This window comes from Pedobacter polysacchareus, from assembly GCF_019802255.1.
In the GTDB taxonomy this organism is placed as follows: Bacteria; Bacteroidota; Bacteroidia; order Sphingobacteriales; family Sphingobacteriaceae; genus Pedobacter; species Pedobacter polysacchareus.
The window spans coordinates 596,185-613,548 of the sequence record NZ_JAHYSS010000006.1 but is presented as its reverse complement, the minus strand read 5'-3'; the positions used below and the strand labels follow the sequence as shown (position 1 = coordinate 613,548).

Sequence of the window (17,364 nt, the reverse complement as noted above, 5' to 3'; positions counted from 1 at the left end):
CCAAAGAAATGAAAAACATATTAACGGCCTTTTTATTGATTCTATACTCTACGGTTTCTGCCCAGGAGATGAAAGGAATGAAAATGCCAAAAAAAGAAAGTAATAAGCAGGCAGAGACTATTTATACTTGTCCCATGCATCCGGAAATACAATCTAGTAAACCTGGAAATTGCCCAAAATGCGGTATGAAGCTAGTTGTTAAAAAAACAACAGCTCCTAAACAGAAGGTTTCTGTCCCAGATCAAAAGTCCCAACCTGTAAAGGCATCAGATATGGGTGATATGAATATGCCGATGAAAAAACAAGGAGACAATGAACCAACGCAAACGGTAACCTATACCTGTCCGATGCATCCTGAAATCCATGCGACAAAGCCCGGCAATTGCCCTAAGTGTGGAATGAAACTGGTGCCGGAAAAAGCTAAGGCGACTAAACCTAAGCATGACCAAATGGAAATGCCTGTAAAAGATCATTCCAAAAAGAATGACGGAATGGATGACATGGGGGGGATGGACATGGGAGATAATACTGCCACAATGGAAAACATCAAAAGGGCAAAGTTAAATTTAGGGCCAATTAAAACCATTTCAAATAGTGCGCCGCCTCGTACTGTTCGCTATGATCTTTACATTGCAGATACAACAGTAACTTATGGAAAGAAAACAAAGCGGGCAATTGCTGTAAATGGACAGATACCAATGCCAACTCTAACATTTACGCAAGGTGATACGGCATTGATATATGTGCATAATAATCTGAATGAGGAGACATCCCTGCACTGGCATGGTCTATTTTTACCAAACAAAATGGATGGGGTTCCTTTCCTTACGCAAATGCCTATTAAACCTCATTCAACCTATATCTATAAATTCCCCATCGTTCAGAATGGTACACACTGGTATCATAGTCATTTCGAACTCCAGGAGCAAATTGGAATGTACGGTGCTTTCATTATGAACAAAAGAAAAGAATGGGAGATTCCAACTCTTCCAGTGGTCATCAGTGAATGGACTGATATGAAACCAGAGGAAGTACACCGAAGTCTGAAGAATGCAAACGATTGGTTTGCAATTAAAAAAGGAACTACCCAAAGTTATGCGGAGGCGATCAGAACAGGACATTTCAAAACCAAAGTGACTAATGAGTGGAAGCGTATGAATGCGATGGATGTGAGTGATGTCTATTATGATACATTTTTGATCAACGGCAAGAATCAGAATGTCCAGCCACAGTTTAAAGGAGGTGATAAGGTAAGGCTACGAATTGCCAATGGTGGGGCATCTGATTATTTCTGGTTGACTTATTCTGGTGGTAAAATAACTGTTGTAGCTACGGATGGAAATGATGTAGAGCCTGTAGAAGTGGACAGATTAATTATAGCTGTGTCCGAAACGTATGATGTGGTAGTAACCATTCCAGAAAATAAGAGTTACGAATTTCTGGTGACACCTGAAGACCGTACAAAATCGGCATCACTCTGGTTGGGTAAAGGAGAAAAAGTCCCGGCTCAGAAACTACCAAAACTGAAATATTTTGCCGGAATGAAAATGATGAATGACATGATGGATATGAACGGTAACATGGTAGAAATGGAAGGCATGAAAATGCAGAATCAGGTCATGGACATGAATACTGTGATGTATCCGGAAGTAACAGGTGAAGAGAATTCTAAGGTAGAAAATAAAAAAGCAGCGATGTCAGGTATGCAAATGCCAAACGATAAAAGCATGGCAGGAATGAACATGGCCGCTGATAACCCCGACATCGTTACTTTAAATTATGGAATGCTCCGTGATCCAAAGAAAACAACTTTACCTAATGGCCCATGGAAAGAGTTAAAGTTTGATCTCACAGGGAATATGAATCGTTATGTATGGACTTTGGATAACAAAACGGTTTCAGAAAGTGATAAAATCCTGATTAAGAAAGGCGAAAATGTGAGGATCATCTTATTCAACAATAGTATGATGCGTCATCCTATGCACTTACATGGTCATGATTTCAGAGTAGTGAATGGACAAGGTGAAAATGCACCTATGAAAAACATCATAGACATTATGCCAATGGAGAGGGATACCATCGAATTTGCGGCTACAGAACCTGGAGGTGATTGGTTTTTTCATTGCCATATCCTTTACCACATGATCAGTGGAATGGGAAGGGTATTCAGTTATGAAAACTCGCCACCTAATCCCGAAATCCCTAACCCTAAATTAGCGCAACGCAAATTGTTCAGTGATGATAGGGAATTTCATCCAATGGCAAGAATTGGAATAGAAACAAATGGTAGTGATGGTGAGATTATGTTGGCTAACACACGCTACCGCTTTACAACCGAATGGAGAATTGGCTTTGATAAAGAAATGGGCTATGAAAGCGAAAGTCATTTTGGAAGGTACATCGGGCGAAATCAATGGCTCTTCCCTTATGTGGGATGGGATTTTCGTAAAAGAACGATTGATCTAATGGACAAAAATATTTTTGGACAATCATTATCACCCGGAGACAACCTTTTTGGACAAAAAAATACCAAAAACTTTAGACAGGTGTTTCATTTAGGGGTGCAATACACTTTGCCGATGTTAGTTGTAGCTGATGCTTCTGTTGATCATAAAGGTAATGTTAGATTTCAGTTGATGAGAGAAGATGTTCCTATCTCCAAAAGATTACGCTTTCAATTTATGGTTAACACAGATAAGGAATACATGGCAGGTTTTAGATATATAGTTACAAAATATTTTGGTCTATCTACCCACTATGATAGTGACATGGGCTATGGTGCCGGACTAACCTTAAACTATTAACTTATTAAAATCATCACCTTATGAAACATACTTATAAAATAACCGGAATGACCTGCCAAGGTTGTCAAACTAAAGTTGAGAATGCCTTGAATGCAATTGATGGGATTTCTGCTAAGGTTACTTTGGAGCCTGCTGAAGCAATAATCACAATGGATAAGCACATTCCAACCGAAAAGTTGCAGGAAGTTCTTTCGGTTGCTGGAAATTACAAGATTCACATGTCTGGATTCCATAAGACTGCGGAGGATAAACAAATACATAATCACGACCATCAGGAACATTCTGCTTCTGCTCATTCCCATCATGATAATGCCCCATTAAAGGCTCATAAAAATGAAACTGGTGGTGTATATTATTGCCCTATGCATTGTGAAGGGGATAAAACCTATGACAAACCAGGAAATTGTCCTGTTTGTGGGATGGATTTACTAAAACAGCCTGAATTAAAACAAACAACACAATTTACCTGCCCTATGCATCCCGAAATTATTAGAGATCAACCAGGTTCATGCCCAATATGTGGGATGGACTTGGTACCTACGGGCGTGAACTTGGAAGCGGAAGATAAAACTTATGACACCTTGTTGCGTAAATTTAAGATTGCTACAATTTTTACTATTCCCATTTTTACCATAGCAATGACGGAAATGATTCCAAATAATCCGTTGTTTAACTTGATGGAACTGAAATATTGGAACTGGGTTCAGTTTGCTTTTTCCATTCCGGTAGTTTTTTATGCAACATGGATGTTCTTTCAGCGTGCATGGCAATCGCTAATAACCTGGAAACTAAATATGTTTACGTTGATAGGAATTGGTGCGGGGGTGGCTTGGCTTTTTAGCCTTGTCGCCCTGCTTTTTCCTGATGTTTTTCCAGATCAGTTTAAAACCCACCATGGTACAGTCTACGTTTATTTTGAAGCTGCAACAGTTATTCTTACCCTGGTATTGCTTGGGCAGCTCTTAGAAGCACGAGCGCATGGTAAGACTAATAGTGCCATTAAAGAACTATTGAAATTAGCGCCTAATACGGCGACAAAGGTTGTGGGAGATAAAGAAATATCAGTTTCCATTGACGATATCCAAAAGGGAGATTTATTAAGGGTGAAACCTGGGGAAAAAATACCTGTTGATGGCAGTATTAAAACAGGAGAAGCCATAATTGATGAATCCATGATCTCTGGTGAACCTGTCCCGGTTGAAAAAAAGACGGGAGATAACGTAAGTTCAGGTACAATTAACGGTAATAAAACTTTTGTAATGCTTGCCGAAAAAGTGGGTTCGGAAACTTTGCTGTCCCAGATCATCGAAATGGTAAACTCGGCAAGCCGATCGAAAGCCCCCATTCAAAAGATGGCTGATAAGATTTCAGGATATTTTGTTCCTGTAGTGGTGTTGATTGCAATAGCTACATTTGTGGTATGGGCAATCTATGGGCCTGAACCATCTTATGTTTATGCATTCGTTAATTCTATTGCAGTATTGATCATTGCTTGCCCATGTGCGCTTGGTCTTGCTACGCCTATGTCGGTAATGGTAGGTGTAGGAAAAGGCGCACAATCTGGTGTGCTTATCAAAAATGCAGAATCCTTAGAGAAAATGAATGTCATTGATGTTGTCATCATTGATAAGACTGGAACGGTTACAGAGGGAAAGCCATCGGTTGAAAAGGTCGTTAGTGCAAATCCGGATTTTGATGAAAAGAAAGTCCTTGAAAGAATAGTAGCGTTAAATAGTAGCAGTGAACATCCTTTAGCACAGGCGACATTACGTTATGGGGAAGAAAACAAAGTAAAAGTTCAACCAATTTCAAATTTTGAAGCTGTAACAGGTAAAGGTGTAACGGGTACTTTAAAAGACGAAAAACTTGCTTTAGGTAACCAGAAACTAATGGAACACGTTAAAGCCAAGATTAATCCCGAATTGGAAGAACTAGTTAAGTCTGCGCAAAAACAAGGAAAGACAGTTTCTTATTTGGCCGTCGGGGATGAAGCTGTTGGTTTTGTGGTTATTTCAGATAAAATCAAGCCCTCTAGTGCAACCGCTATCAAAAAGCTTCAGGAAGAAGGTTTAAAAGTAATCATGTTCACTGGCGATAATGAAGATACAGCAAGAGCCGTTAGCCGAACCTTGAATTTAGATGGTTTTAAAGCAGGAATGCTTCCAGAGGACAAGCTAAATGAAATCAAAAAACTGCAGGCTGAAGGTAAAAAGGTTGCTATGGCAGGTGATGGTATAAATGATGCCCCTGCCTTGTCACAGGCAGATATTGGCATTGCTATGGGTACAGGAACAGATGTCGCCATTGAAAGTGCAGCAGTAACATTAGTGAAAGGAGACCTCAATGGAATTGCAAAAGCGAGGTTTTTGAGCCATAAAGTAATGGACAATATAAAGGGTAATCTATTTTTCGCTCTTGGTTATAATGTTTTAGGTATACCAGTTGCAGCAGGTCTTTTATATCCATTTTTTGGGATTTTATTATCACCAATGATAGCTGCGCTTGCCATGAGTTTCAGTTCAGTATCCGTTATTCTAAACTCTTTAAGACTTAGAAGTGCCAAGATCGACTAGTTTTTAATTAAAGACAATAAAATCACAGTATTATGGAACATAAAGATCATAAACAAATGGAAATGCGACAAAATCATGGTAATCATTACAATCTATTATCAGTGTGGACATGCTTACCAATGAACTTGTTGCATTACGGACAGATTTCATAAAAATTCCCGATGAAATTAAGGGCGTGAAATTAGAGGATGCCAAGAAACAAATCTTAATGGAAGGTAAACCGTTAAAGTTAGAGGGTATGATTTCCACGAAAGGAACTGAATTTTTGGCAATGGACGATGTTTTCAGAAATATGCCTGATTTAAAGGAAGAGGAAGAAGAATGGAACAGGTACGGAATATCCGGTGGCGATGATAGTCTTGCTCAAGGGGTTACCTATGACGAACCAAGCTCCGTAGGGGCGTTATTCCAAAATGGAAAATTTGGAGCAAGCCCAAAAGGAAATGGCGATTACGATAGTTCAAAGATTGCAGGGTGCCGAATTATTCAGCCTGCTGGAAAATTCCATCAAAGGTGCTTCCCGAAAAATTGCCGAGCTTTTGGATAGCACACTTTCATCTGAAACAGAAGCCAGTTCTTCCACTTTGATGAATAATGATTTGAGTGATTTTGATATTGTATAGGCAAACTTCCGTTATTGTTAAATATTAACTTGCACAGCAACTCAATTTCGATACGTCTTTACCAAAAGTTATTGCTGCTAATTTGATGCCTTCTCCCAAAGTCAGATAAGGGTAGAAACTGTCTGCCAAGTCTTTTACAGTTATTCCGTGTTTGATTGACATACTTAATAGTTGGATAAGTTCTCCGCCTTCAGGTGCAACTACTCTTGCACCTATCAATTTGTCAGTTTCGGTGTTGCGAATGAGTTTGATAAAACCCCTTGTGTCGTTTGCTGCTATGGCTCTCGGTACGTCTTTAAGTTCCAATTTTGAAATTTCAAACGGAATGCCTTTGGCTTCTGCCTGTACTTCGTCTAAACCTGCACCTGCAATTTGTGGGTCAGTAAAAACCACCCAAGGCAAGGAAGTATAATCTGCTTTATTTTCAGCTCCTGAAAAAGAATTTTCTACAGCAATTTTTCCTTCAAAGGCGGCTGTGTAAACAAATGCAGGTGTATTGGCAACATCGCCTACTGCATAGATGTTAGGTAAATTAGTTTCCATTTTTTCGTTCACCAAAACATGACCCCTTTTGTTCAATTCTATGCCTATGTTTTGCAATCCCAGCCTTTGTGTATTGGGTTTTGTTCCTGACGCAACTACTATTCTCCCTTTTTCTGTGATTTGCGTAAAAGAACCGTCCGGACATTTGCAATGAATGATTGTCTCACTTCCTTTTTTCTCGAATTTAACAGCACGGAAATTAGGGAGGAGCTCAATACCTTCTTTTCGCATTTGAGTTTCCAATACTTCACTAATGTCAGGGGTTTGTTTCCGCAATACTCGGTCTGTAAATTCTATAATACGTACCTTTACACCTAAACGATTATATGCCATAGCTATTTCCAAACCAATGTAACCTGCTCCCATAATAGTGATGCTTTCGAGTTTTTCTTCTAAATCAAAAAGCGAAACATTGGTCAGATAGCCAATTTCATTCAATCCTTCAATGCTTGGAATATTTGTAGTGGCACCAGTGGCAATGATAAATTTCAAAGCTGTATACTCTGTTTTATTATCAACAACAATTGTTTTGTTGTCTTTAAACTCCGCCCAACCTGTAATCATTTTTAAATTTATAAAATCGCTCACCACATCCATATATTTCTTTTCTTGAAGTACGGCAACCAATTTTTTCTTGTCTTTGATAACTTGTGGAAAATCAATATCAACACCTTTTGGTTTTATACCTGCAAAGTTGGAATGTGTAGCGTGATAAGCATTTTCTCCTGCACGGATTAAATTCTTAGATGGCACACAACCTACATTTACGCAAGTTCCGCCAAAATCCAATCCACCGTTTACCATTAAGGTTGATAATCCTAAACTTTCGGCTTTTATGGCTGCTGAAAATGCTGCCGAACCACCACCGATGATAATCAGGTCAAAATGGTTGTTGTTACAACTTCCTGTTTCTGAAATTTCACCTTTTACACGATAGTTTTTCATGCCGTTGATGGTGTTGATGATTTCTTCTTTGCTGGTTTTTGAAGGGTCATAAGAACATTCGCAACTGGCCTTCGGATAGTTTACCTTAGCTTCTGTTACTCCTTCATTTTTTGAAAGAAGTTTTTCAATGCCTGTGGCACAATGGTCGCAGGTCATACCTGTGATGTCAAGTTTTATGGTTTCTTTGTTCATTACGCTTTCTTTTTTTGAGTTTCTTTGATGATTTCAGCTTTATAGCCTGTTTTTTCAATTATCCTAATGATAGGATCAGGATTTGTTTTCTTCGGGTCGTATTGAATAGTTGCCAAATCGCCGGATATTCCACTTTGTGTTCATTAATGCCGTCCACTTTTTTAAGGGCATTTGAAATGTGGTTGGAACAACCTGCACAAGTCATCCCCGTAATTTTCAGTTTCACGGTCTTACCTACTTGTTGTGTTACATTTTCTGTTTGTGCTTTACTGTCATTCGGTTTGCAACATTGGGCTTTGACCTGAGTAATTCCAATTAGGAACAAAGCACTCAATAAAATCAAATTCTTTTTCATTGTGTAATTATTTAATAAGATTCTTAAATAAAAAAAACAAAAAAATACTATTTCTTGCCAACCACTTTGTAACCTGTACCGTTGATGGCTTCTTCAATTTGAGCCAAGCTCACTTTGGTTTGGTCAAATTCCACTTTGGTAGTTGCTTCTTCGTAACTCGCATCTATCTTAACAATACCCGGCAACTTATTTACGGCATTTTGTACGTGTGAAGCACATCCATTGCAAGTCATTCCTTTTAAATCAAAAGTTACGGTTTGGATGTCCGAGGCATTGACGATTACAACTTCTTTGTTGTCGTTTGAAGGATAGAAAATGTGTGAATAGTTTGGAAAAGCGAGCATCAAGCCTGCAAACACGGTTACAACTCCCAAAAATGTTTTGGTCTGCATAAAAGGTTTCTTTTCGTCTTCTTCGCAATCACACTGAATTTCTTCGGCTGTTCGTGGTTTGAGTTTCTGATACCAAGCAAAGCCCAATACCAAAACAGTAATACCTATAAGATAAGGTCTTGCTGGTTCCATCCACGAAAATGTAGATGCCACTCCTGATGCTCCTGAAATAAGAGCCAATACAGGTGTTATGCAGCAAAGTGATGCTGCTACTGCCGAAAGAACTCCCGCTCCAACAAGTCTGTTGTTTTTCTTGTTCATACTGTCTCCTTTTTTGAATTGTTTATGATGTGTTTAAAAAATGGACGAAGCAAGGTCAGTTGCTCTTGTTTCAAAGAGTAGAAAATGGTTTGTCCTTCTCTTCTCCCTTCAATAACGTTTCCGTCCTTTAGTTTTCTGAGATGTTGTGAAACGGCTGGGATACTCATTCCGAGAATGTCTGAAAGGTCGCAAGGACAGAGTTCGTTTTCTTCTTCTAAGAGAAATAAGATTTTCAGCCTTACTTCGTTTCCTGCCAATGCTAAAAGTCCGCTCAACTCGTTGAATGCTTTGTTGTTGTCTTGAAGTATTTCGCGACAATTGTCTATTTGAACCTTGTCGGCAAACACTCTGATACACGATTGATTGTTTTCCATAATTTCCTTTTTTAGGATTAAATAAAGTGATAAAGATACAAGTAGTTTTCTTATTTAAGCAAACACTTAAATGTGTTTTTCAATAACTCTTGATTTTTGAATATTTGAATTAACTATAGAAATCAAGAAGTGCTGTATATTTCAACAGGAGTATTTAACCACAAAAAGCAATTTAGTGTGTATCATAATTATTCATCTTTTCTGAATAAACCGTTACAAATACGTTACGGAGCAAAATTTTGAAGTTTTAAAAAAAGTGATTATATTGCTTCTGTAAGCTAGAAATGATGATTTTTGTCCTTTAATGGACGGTCAAAGTAGAAGACTCATAATCTTTTGGTCGATGGTTCGAGCCCATCATGGCCCACTGCTTAAAAAGCCGTTTTTCGAAAAGAAAAACGGCTTTTTTCGTTTCTAAGTATTATATGTCGGCTGCAAGATTTATGTTTTTCTATACCTAAAACCGTAACAAACATGTAACGGTATTTTAACTGAGCTTGGTTTGTTACAAAATATGATACAAAATGGGTTTGTTTTATTACATTGTTTAAGTAAATTTGGATTGGTTTTGTTACAAATTGAAAAATCATCCCGGTCATGTCATTTAAAAGAAACATGCAAAAATCATACGGTTGATTTATCCTACAACAGATTTGCAACCTCCTATAAAAACAGATCTAAAGAAGTCGCCACGTCTACAGTTTCTAGATACTGGTTTAGTCAATTATTCTCTTGGTATCCAATTAGAAATGCTCGCTATGGATGATTTGAATAGAGCTTACAAAGGTGCTGTTATACCTCATTTAGTAACACAGGAGCTTATATCTCTTCAAAGTATTTCAGCGCATAAGCCTAATTTTTGGGTTAGGGAAAAATCTCAATCGAATGCAGAAGTTGATTTACTTTTTACCCACCAGGATTTGGTTATTCCCATTGAAATAAAATCAGGGAGCACAGGGAGTCTGAAATCACTTCACCAGTTCATAGATGCTTCAGATCATCCTTATGCTATACGCATGTATTCTGGTACTTTCAACATTGAGAAAGCGATCACACCGAGCCAAAAACCATATTTACTCATGAATTTACCTTACTATGCCGGTACCTCTCTGCCACAGTATGTGGAGTGGTTTGTCCGGCAGGAACTTTAAATCCTATATATCATTTGCCAGCCAAATCGCTGATTAAACGCAAATCAGATAGAAAATGGTTCGAGAAACGCCCAGTTGGGTCCACTGCTTAAAAAGCCGTTTTTCTGAAAAGAAGAACGGCTTTTTTCGTTTATTATTGAGTTGGTTTTATATCAGTAGCGCATGTCTGAAAGTTTGGATTTAAATGTTTTTTTGTCGGACTTTTCGCTATTGTGTTCGATCATTCCTGTCACTTTATCATTTTAATACCTTAATCCAGAATAGATAGAACTCATTCTGTTTTTTAACTGTAAGTGTATATCTGCAATTCATTTTATCTTTGTTGAATTATAAAATGTAATAATGGTAAATATCCAAGTACCCGAAATTTTAGCTAGTCACCAGAAGTTGACCACAAAAGATATTTCTTTTGTGTATTACAATGAATTTAAACCTCTTGGAAGAAACCTGATAACCTTTAATAAGTGCGCTATAAGTTTTATCCTAAGTGGGCAAAAAGAACTGTACCGTGGGGCTGAATGTACCTTTATCGGTGAGCAGGAAGCTGTATTGATCCCAAATGGAAATGCGATTATAGCTGAAAGAAAACTAAATACTGAAAAATATAGCAGTTTAGTTGTATTCTTTCCTGCACAACTCGGACAAGCGTTCATAGAAAAACACCTAATTAAGGAGCTAGGTCCTCAACATCTGAATGGAACAGCCGGAAAAGATGCTTTTTTAAAATTTCAGCAAACATTATATATTACAGAATATATCAATGGATTAATTAAATTGATTAAGAAGGGGTTGCCAATATCTTCAGCTTTGTTATTGCATAAATTGGAAGAACTTTTTCTGGTTCTGATGGAAAGCTTTCCTAAGCAACTTTTCCAGATATTTATGTCAGGGGTATCAGACAATACAAACAGACTGAGAGAAATCGTGGAGACAAATATAATAAAAAATCTAACCCTGACTGAGTTGGCATTTCTCGCCAATCGCAGTCTTGCTACGTTTAAACGTGATTTTAAAAAAGAGTATAACGTTTCACCTGGAAAGTATATCAGAGAAAGAAAGCTGGATACTGCACAACATCAATTGAAAGGAGGGGCTTCTGTTAATGAGATTTACCTTCAATTGGGATACGATAATGCGTCAAATTTTGCAGCGGCTTTTAAAAAAAGGTTCGGTTTGTCTCCCACTATTTATCAGTCTAAAATTAGAAACTGAACTAAAAACACTATGCTTTGAGCTGAATTCACTATAGTATATCCTTATCATGGCAGATTTTTGTAAGATGATAAACAAAAAACTGATAACGACAATATGCTTGGTATTAGGCTCCTACCAAGTCTTTTCGCAAAACTTCACGCTTACAAGCAAGGATCTGGCCGGCCAATTCACAGGAAAGTTCATGGCCGGTACATTTGGTTGCAATGGGGAGAATACTTCTCCTGAATTATCCTGGAGCTTCGCACCTTCTGAAACAAAAAGCTTTGCGGTAACAATGTATGACCTTGATGCCCCAACAGGTAGCGGTTGGTGGCACTGGGTTGTTTTTGATATTCCAGCTAACGTAGCTGAGTTAAAACAAGGGGCAGGGAATCTGGAAAAGCAATTGGCGCCTAAAAAGGCAATACAAAGTTTAACTGATTTTGGAACTACTGGCTATGGAGGGCCTTGTCCACCTGAAAATGATAAGCCTCATTCCTACATGATCACTGTGTATGCATTGAATAAAGTAAATTTGGGTTTGGATAAAAATGCTAGTCCAGCATTAGTCGGATTTATAGCCAATCAAAATGTATTGGCCAAAGCATCAATAATCGTTTACAGCAAAAGGTAATTAGTATGGACAATATTAAAGAACAATTCAACAGTATATCTAAACAATATGACGAGCAGAGAAAACAACTGATTCCATGTTTCGATGATTTCTATACCAGTTGCTTGCCCATCATCGATACATTATCTACAGCAAAAAATGTCTTGGATATCGGGGCCGGAACTGGCCTTTTCTCACAGTTTATCTACGAGCAAAGAAACGATCTGCATTTCACCTTAATTGATATTTCCACAGAAATGCTTTCTGTTGCGAAAAAGCGCTTTAATGGGTTGAATAATTTTGAGTTCCTGGAATATGATTTTTCAATTGGGCCGATTTCTAAAAAGTATGACCTCATCATTTCAGCATTGGCTATTCACCATCTGGAAGATGAACAGAAAGCAACACTTTATCAATCTGTTTTTAAAGCACTTAATACTGGTGGGGTATTCATCAATGCGGATCAGGTTGAAGGACGTACCCCTTGGTTTGACAACTATTATAAATCAAACTGGAAAGAGACTGTGCTGAATTCTGGTCTTGATCGGCAGGCTATCGATAGGGCTTTTGAACGGATTAAACTGGATAAATTTTCCAAACTTGAAACACAATTGCAAATGCTTGAAAACGCAGGATTCTCACAAATAGACTGTATTTATAAGTACAATAATTTTGTAGTTATGTCTGCAATGAAAACAGCATAAAGATACATAGTGAAGCCCTACTTAATTTTCATTGAGCAGCATCCAGGAAGTCCCGAATTTATCGCGGAGCATGGCAAATCGGTTCGCGAAGAAAGTTTTCTCCATTTTCATAAACACTTCGCCTTCACTAGACAATAAGCTGTAGAGATGTTCCGCTTCTTCCGGTGTCTCAATAACCAGGGTCAGGTAGGCACTACGCATGGGTTCAGCATGAGGGATGTCCGCGCCTCTCACTTTGGTGCCACCTATTTCGATGACTGCGTGGAGGATCGGGTTCTTCCATTCCTTCGGAAAATTAGGTGGTGGTAGTTCGTGAGGCAGCATCATATGTATTTTCCCCCCTAAATGCTGCTCATAAAACTGGAATGCTTTTTCGCAATGCCCGGGGTAGTTGATATAAATATCGAGTTTGGCGGAAGGTTGGGTATTCATGATGCTATACTCTGGTTATACAATTGACTGATTTACCAGTAAAGATGGTTGTTGCTAAGGAAAATTACAGGGGGGATTTACGACAAAAAAACGTGTATTTTTACCTTAAGATATTGTATAGTAGGTTTTTATAGTAGTGGTGTTTGTAGGTGAACTTGCATTGTGAGACAAGTCATGCTGAACCTATTACCATAATAACATCGGCACAATTACAAAGGAGTCATTTAAGCATCTTAATCTGAAATCTGGATGCTTTTTTTGCCGAAAAAATATTTTGTTCCTGATTTATTTGGTAAAATAAAATTTTATAATTCTTTTATTTTTAAAATAAAATTCTTTTTGTCAAAAAAATAACTATCTTTGGGTAATTAAAATATAATATAATGCAACAAGGAACAGTAAAATTTTTCAATGAGACAAAAGGTTTTGGATTTATCGTGCCAGCTAATGGTGATAGCGAAATCTTTGTTCATTCTTCTGGTTTAATGGACAACATTCGTGAGAATGATTCAGTAAGCTATGACATCGAGCAAGGTAAAAAAGGCTTGAACGCAATTAATGTTAAAATCAGCTAATTAGATTTCCTTCATAATTGATGAATCACCTGCCTTTTGCAGGTGTTTTTTTTTGTCCTATATTTTGCGTGTGATTTCTGGATGAGCTGTATGGGGTTAAGCATTTTAAATATTTCTTCTTGAATAACGCGCTGTGTTTTATAGGATAAATACCTGCCACCTGAAATAGTTAGTCGAAATCGTACACTATTTTGGAAGCCGATAGCTATGATGTACCCCTGGTGGCTGAATGAACTGCTTTTGATTTCGGGGCACCATTATTGGAAGTCTTATAGAAAAACGTATGATAACAATAGACAATGTACAACCTTTAAATCCTGAAAGTTTATTTGACCTTTTAAAAACGGAATTTCCTGCTTACGTGAATGAGCAACTTGGCAGCAATCTGGCTGTGGAATTTGCCCATGTAGCTGATATTGTGAATATCAGTTTTCCCGAAATTATTGACGGAAATGCATACACGATTACAGTGGGTGACAATAACCTTGAGATTACAGACCATACTACAGACGGTACTTACAATACCGAATTGCTGGAACAGCACCTTATGGAATTTTTGACTTTAAAAGCAGGTTAATCTGGCTGCTTTTTTAGTTTATTCAGGTCGGACTTTGTGGTCGGGGCCATGTTCATAACAGCAGACAAATATTCCTCCCGGCTATCTTCTCATCTGCTATACCTTTCTTTGTTGATGATAGCCATTTATAGCGGAAATGAAGCATTGGATTATCGAAAATTAATGTGGATTACGAATAGTTAGCCAGGCTTTTAGAATTTTGGTAACCATTGGCATCACTATCCATGTCAATACCCCGACCATGAGTGTGGCGGTTATGAGTAATCTGAATGGAGCGGGTAAGTCCATTAGTAGCCAGCCAGTAGCGTAAAACAGGAAAAGGCTCGTTGGAAATACACCGCATAACGTTGCAATTGCCATCTTCCATCTTGGCGGTGGAGTTGAGGAACGAAACCATGCCTCCAAACCGGTTAGCTGCCTATAGACGGCTGGTTCAGTTAGGGTGGAAGCATAGGCTTCCCACCTGTTGAACTGCTCAGAATTATAAAATTCATCACGTTCTTTTTCGTCTTTAAAAGTTCTTAAGATTCCTATTTCGTTATTGTCTGCTCCTGGGAAAGAGGAAATGATTGCTGCCCCCTGTACGCCTTCGTGGATAAAAGATTGCCCTAGAAAATTCCGCAGGGATTCTTTGAATTCCTGTTCTTTCCCGGGAAGGATTCTGCGCGTAATTGCAACGTGTATGGCCATGGTTCCTGTAGGTTACTAATTTGAAAAATTGCTTTGATTGCGGCGGACTATAAGAGAATGTTACCGTATAGGTGTCAGTTCACTACTACCCGCCTTTTTATGAAGCATGAATGAAACCTGAATATCATCATCCTCGGTCTGGGCATGAATGGCAGAAAAGTAATCTTTGTACATTTCGCTCGTTGGTTGTAATGTAAGCACTTTTCCACCTGCGTATAACACCATTTTAAAATCTTTCAGCGGTAAAATATCTCTCTTTTCACGGACTTTACCGCTCATTTCTTCCCAGCGTTCTTTGGCATCTGCGGGAGTATTCCAGTAAAAAGCTTTTGCGAGTTCCACCTCTTTTTCATACATCAATGATGCATAAGCATTCACGTTTTTTTTTATCAGTATATTTCTGAAATTGTTATAAGCTGCAATCGCTTCTTTCAACAACTTATCCTGATCCTCTTTACTCAAGTCTTCGGAATTTCTCCAGCCCTTTAACTGATAAGGAACCTCTGCATCGAAATAACCTTTAAATTCAAAAACCTTTTGCCCACTGCCCAGGAATTTTTCTGTTCCCGGTTTATTAGCGGTACTGAATTCAAAAACCTGTTTATAGTTTTCTGTAGCATTATCAGCGCTGTGATGAATCACTTTAATCTTAAACTTAGAAGCATCCACAAGTGTTGGAGACCAGCGTTGGTCTGAAAGCTGAGGCGGAAACAGGCGTATGATCATCTCCTGTTTTCCACTCGTCAATATATGATCATTAATCGGAATGTGTTGCTCATTGGCGCTACCCAATAGTAAATAGCGGTGCAAGGGTAGGCCATTGATTATAATTTCATAGCCACAGGCATCCTGACTAAACACTACCTCGTACAATGGATTGTAATCGTATGTCTTCACCTGTTTGTAAATATCCAGCATTTTCTGATCCATCATTTCCTGACTTTTAGTAGTTGTACCTGGTGATTGTTTTTGCTGACAGGAAGCAAAGCTAGACAGTAATACTAAGCTTGATACAATTAATTTTCTCATTTTTGAATTGTTAATCCATTTGTTTTTTCGTCAACAGGAATAGTAAAGATAATTCTTTCTTGCGCTTAGTTGCCGAGCTGGTCAATTCTTAATTTCTCTGGGTCATCATCTACTACGTCTTTGCTGAGATTATTTCTGCTGGGTTTATACTAGAGAATTGAATTTATAGGGGTATCGGGAATATAGAAATCTTCCACATCGAACTTGAAGAACTGAACGATTCTTTGGAATTAATGAGCGATGCTTAAATGCTGTTTTTTTTACTAAATTGATTTCCCCTATCAACTATTAAACCATGGAGAATATCCCTACCCAGATTAGTTCAGATGATGCAGAGGCGGCCAATTTCAAACGAATTTTTGAGGAAAGCCCTGCCCCAATGTATATTTTCGATCTTCATACCTATGAATTTTTAGCGGTCAATGCTGCTGCATTAAACCAGTACGGATATCAAAGAGAAGAGTTTCTTACCATGAAAGCCTTACAAATCAGGTCGGCGGAAGAAGCCGAACGTTTCAAATCGGCCATTCAGCAGATCAAGACCACTTATTTCGATTATGGGGTATGGAAGCATATCAGAAAAAATGGAGAAGAATTTTATGTTCATATCTATGGACACAGCAATATTTTTCAGAACAGGGATGCCAGGATAGTAATGGCTATAGATATTGACCAGAAGGTAAAGGCTGAAAATGCATTAAAGGAAAAAAATATAGAGATCAACGATATCCTGGAAAGTATTACCGATGGATTTTATGCCATGAATCAACATTGGGAGATAACATATATCAACAAAGAGGCAGAGCGGATCTTAAACTGTAAAAGAGCCGATTTGTTGGGAAAAAACCTTTGGGAATTTTTTCCCCGATCAAGAGAGGGGAGGTTTTACCAGGAATATGAACGTGCGTTAAAGGAAAAAGTAAGTGTACATTTTGAAGAATGTTATACTGCCCTTGGCGTTTGGGGGTCAATGCATGTATATCCCAAAAAAGATGGCCTCGCCGTTTATTTTGTCGATATAACTGAGCAAAAAAAAATACAGGCTAAGCAAAACATGCAGATGAAGATGATTGAAAAGCAAAACGAGCAGCTTAAAAAAATATCATGGATACAATCTCATGAAGTAAGGGGGCCACTTGCCAATATACTGGGCCTTGTTAAGCTAGCCAAAGAAAACAAGGACGATCCGTCTTTTACTGGCATCATCGATCTGCTGGAACAAGCAGCTGTCAAACTCGATAATATCGTGCGTAAAATAACTGAACAAGCACAATAATTAGTTAATTTTTCTTTTCAAGAGGGTATAATGTTAGGCTGTTTTTTAGCCAAATTCGCGA

17 protein-coding genes are annotated in these 17,364 nt (G+C 38.2%); 10 read left to right on the top strand and 7 right to left on the bottom strand.

Features of this window, described 5'->3' with window-relative positions; all coding sequences use genetic code 11:
* The first annotated feature begins 8 nt into the window (after positions 1 to 8).
* From K7X70_RS20075 to K7X70_RS24605, 3 genes are all read left to right on the top strand, one after another.
* A complete protein-coding gene (locus tag K7X70_RS20075; RefSeq protein WP_222538739.1) occupies positions 9 to 2,804 on the top strand; it encodes a multicopper oxidase domain-containing protein in 2,796 nt (931 codons plus the stop codon).
* A gap of 20 nt (positions 2,805 to 2,824) precedes the next feature.
* A complete protein-coding gene (locus K7X70_RS20070; protein ID WP_222538738.1) occupies positions 2,825 to 5,377 on the top strand; it encodes a heavy metal translocating P-type ATPase in 2,553 nt (850 codons plus the stop codon).
* Between the two features lie 109 nt (positions 5,378 to 5,486).
* Positions 5,487 to 5,924: a DUF3945 domain-containing protein gene (locus K7X70_RS24605; RefSeq protein WP_432443868.1), complete on the top strand. Its 438-nt coding sequence runs from the start codon at positions 5,487 to 5,489 to the stop codon at positions 5,922 to 5,924.
* A 100-nt stretch (positions 5,925 to 6,024) separates the two neighbouring features.
* On the opposite strand, the gene merA is transcribed toward K7X70_RS24605, so the two are convergent.
* The 4 genes from merA to K7X70_RS20040 are packed head-to-tail and all read right to left on the bottom strand — an operon-like array spanning position 6,025 to position 9,062.
* Entirely contained in the window at positions 6,025 to 7,680 is a 1,656-nt protein-coding gene (gene merA, locus K7X70_RS20055; RefSeq protein WP_222538737.1) for a mercury(II) reductase, read from the bottom strand.
* A gap of 58 nt (positions 7,681 to 7,738) precedes the next feature.
* Positions 7,739 to 8,035, bottom strand: coding sequence for a cation transporter (locus K7X70_RS20050; RefSeq protein ID WP_232324601.1), 297 nt, complete (start codon positions 8,033 to 8,035; stop codon positions 7,739 to 7,741).
* A 47-nt stretch (positions 8,036 to 8,082) separates the two neighbouring features.
* Complete coding sequence (gene merTP, locus K7X70_RS20045) at positions 8,083 to 8,688, bottom strand: mercuric transport protein MerTP (RefSeq protein WP_068402185.1); 606 nt, start codon at positions 8,686 to 8,688, stop codon at positions 8,083 to 8,085.
* Positions 8,685 to 9,062: an ArsR/SmtB family transcription factor gene (locus K7X70_RS20040; protein ID WP_068402182.1), complete on the bottom strand. Its 378-nt coding sequence runs from the start codon at positions 9,060 to 9,062 to the stop codon at positions 8,685 to 8,687. Before K7X70_RS20040 ends, merTP begins: the two co-directional genes overlap by 4 nt.
* Positions 9,063 to 9,694: 632 nt before the next feature.
* Between K7X70_RS20040 and K7X70_RS20035 the strand changes: the two genes are divergently transcribed.
* From K7X70_RS20035 to K7X70_RS20020, 4 genes are all read left to right on the top strand, one after another.
* A complete protein-coding gene (locus K7X70_RS20035) occupies positions 9,695 to 10,213 on the top strand; it encodes a DUF4143 domain-containing protein (RefSeq protein WP_255607459.1) in 519 nt (172 codons plus the stop codon).
* Between the two features lie 342 nt (positions 10,214 to 10,555).
* A complete protein-coding gene (locus K7X70_RS20030; RefSeq protein ID WP_222538736.1) occupies positions 10,556 to 11,425 on the top strand; it encodes a helix-turn-helix domain-containing protein in 870 nt (289 codons plus the stop codon).
* Positions 11,426 to 11,474: 49 nt separating this feature from the next.
* A complete protein-coding gene (locus tag K7X70_RS20025) occupies positions 11,475 to 12,041 on the top strand; it encodes a YbhB/YbcL family Raf kinase inhibitor-like protein (RefSeq protein WP_255607457.1) in 567 nt (188 codons plus the stop codon).
* Positions 12,042 to 12,046: 5 nt separating this feature from the next.
* Positions 12,047 to 12,724: a class I SAM-dependent methyltransferase gene (locus K7X70_RS20020; RefSeq protein WP_222538735.1), complete on the top strand. Its 678-nt coding sequence runs from the start codon at positions 12,047 to 12,049 to the stop codon at positions 12,722 to 12,724.
* Between the two features lie 21 nt (positions 12,725 to 12,745).
* Here K7X70_RS20020 and K7X70_RS20015 read toward each other — a convergent pair whose 3' ends face one another.
* The gene (locus K7X70_RS20015; protein WP_222538734.1) at positions 12,746 to 13,156 is read right to left on the bottom strand and encodes a VOC family protein; all 411 of its coding nucleotides are present in this window, start codon (positions 13,154 to 13,156) and stop codon (positions 12,746 to 12,748) included.
* A gap of 383 nt (positions 13,157 to 13,539) precedes the next feature.
* Here K7X70_RS20015 and K7X70_RS20010 point away from each other — a divergent pair, with 383 nt between their 5' ends.
* Together K7X70_RS20010 and K7X70_RS20005 are read left to right on the top strand one after the other, a co-directional pair.
* The gene (locus K7X70_RS20010) at positions 13,540 to 13,731 is read left to right on the top strand and encodes a cold-shock protein (RefSeq protein WP_048905418.1); all 192 of its coding nucleotides are present in this window, start codon (positions 13,540 to 13,542) and stop codon (positions 13,729 to 13,731) included.
* A gap of 283 nt (positions 13,732 to 14,014) precedes the next feature.
* Positions 14,015 to 14,308, top strand: coding sequence for a hypothetical protein (locus K7X70_RS20005; protein ID WP_222538733.1), 294 nt, complete (start codon positions 14,015 to 14,017; stop codon positions 14,306 to 14,308).
* A gap of 159 nt (positions 14,309 to 14,467) precedes the next feature.
* On the opposite strand, the gene K7X70_RS20000 is transcribed toward K7X70_RS20005, so the two are convergent.
* Both K7X70_RS20000 and K7X70_RS19995 read right to left on the bottom strand, forming a co-directional pair.
* Entirely contained in the window at positions 14,468 to 14,998 is a 531-nt protein-coding gene (locus tag K7X70_RS20000; RefSeq protein WP_222538732.1) for a putative antibiotic biosynthesis monooxygenase, read from the bottom strand.
* Positions 14,999 to 15,058: 60 nt separating this feature from the next.
* Positions 15,059 to 16,027: a hypothetical protein gene (locus tag K7X70_RS19995; RefSeq protein ID WP_222538731.1), complete on the bottom strand. Its 969-nt coding sequence runs from the start codon at positions 16,025 to 16,027 to the stop codon at positions 15,059 to 15,061.
* A gap of 295 nt (positions 16,028 to 16,322) precedes the next feature.
* On the opposite strand from K7X70_RS19995, the gene K7X70_RS19990 reads away from it, so the two are divergent.
* Complete coding sequence (locus K7X70_RS19990) at positions 16,323 to 17,303, top strand: PAS domain S-box protein (RefSeq protein ID WP_222538730.1); 981 nt, start codon at positions 16,323 to 16,325, stop codon at positions 17,301 to 17,303.
* The last annotated feature ends 61 nt before the right edge of the window (positions 17,304 to 17,364 follow it).

Excerpts from the sequence above, each read along its gene's own strand:
- K7X70_RS20075 (WP_222538739.1), top strand. The coding sequence starts at position 9 with ATGAAAAACATATTAACGGCCTTTTTATTGATTCTATACTCTACGGTT.
- K7X70_RS20070 (WP_222538738.1), top strand. The coding sequence starts at position 2,825 with ATGAAACATACTTATAAAATAACCGGAATGACCTGCCAAGGTTGTCAA.
- K7X70_RS24605 (WP_432443868.1), top strand. The coding sequence starts at position 5,487 with ATGCTTACCAATGAACTTGTTGCATTACGGACAGATTTCATAAAAATT.
- merA (WP_222538737.1), bottom strand. The coding sequence starts at position 7,680 with ATGAACAAAGAAACCATAAAACTTGACATCACAGGTATGACCTGCGAC.
- K7X70_RS20050 (WP_232324601.1), bottom strand. The coding sequence starts at position 8,035 with ATGAAAAAGAATTTGATTTTATTGAGTGCTTTGTTCCTAATTGGAATT.
- merTP (WP_068402185.1), bottom strand. The coding sequence starts at position 8,688 with ATGAACAAGAAAAACAACAGACTTGTTGGAGCGGGAGTTCTTTCGGCA.
- K7X70_RS20040 (WP_068402182.1), bottom strand. The coding sequence starts at position 9,062 with ATGGAAAACAATCAATCGTGTATCAGAGTGTTTGCCGACAAGGTTCAA.
- K7X70_RS20030 (WP_222538736.1), top strand. The coding sequence starts at position 10,556 with ATGGTAAATATCCAAGTACCCGAAATTTTAGCTAGTCACCAGAAGTTG.
- K7X70_RS20025 (WP_255607457.1), top strand. The coding sequence starts at position 11,475 with ATGGCAGATTTTTGTAAGATGATAAACAAAAAACTGATAACGACAATA.
- K7X70_RS20020 (WP_222538735.1), top strand. The coding sequence starts at position 12,047 with ATGGACAATATTAAAGAACAATTCAACAGTATATCTAAACAATATGAC.
- K7X70_RS20015 (WP_222538734.1), bottom strand. The coding sequence starts at position 13,156 with ATGAATACCCAACCTTCCGCCAAACTCGATATTTATATCAACTACCCC.
- K7X70_RS20010 (WP_048905418.1), top strand. The coding sequence starts at position 13,540 with ATGCAACAAGGAACAGTAAAATTTTTCAATGAGACAAAAGGTTTTGGA.
- K7X70_RS20005 (WP_222538733.1), top strand. The coding sequence starts at position 14,015 with ATGATAACAATAGACAATGTACAACCTTTAAATCCTGAAAGTTTATTT.
- K7X70_RS20000 (WP_222538732.1), bottom strand. The coding sequence starts at position 14,998 with ATGGCCATACACGTTGCAATTACGCGCAGAATCCTTCCCGGGAAAGAA.
- K7X70_RS19995 (WP_222538731.1), bottom strand. The coding sequence starts at position 16,027 with ATGAGAAAATTAATTGTATCAAGCTTAGTATTACTGTCTAGCTTTGCT.
- K7X70_RS19990 (WP_222538730.1), top strand. The coding sequence starts at position 16,323 with ATGGAGAATATCCCTACCCAGATTAGTTCAGATGATGCAGAGGCGGCC.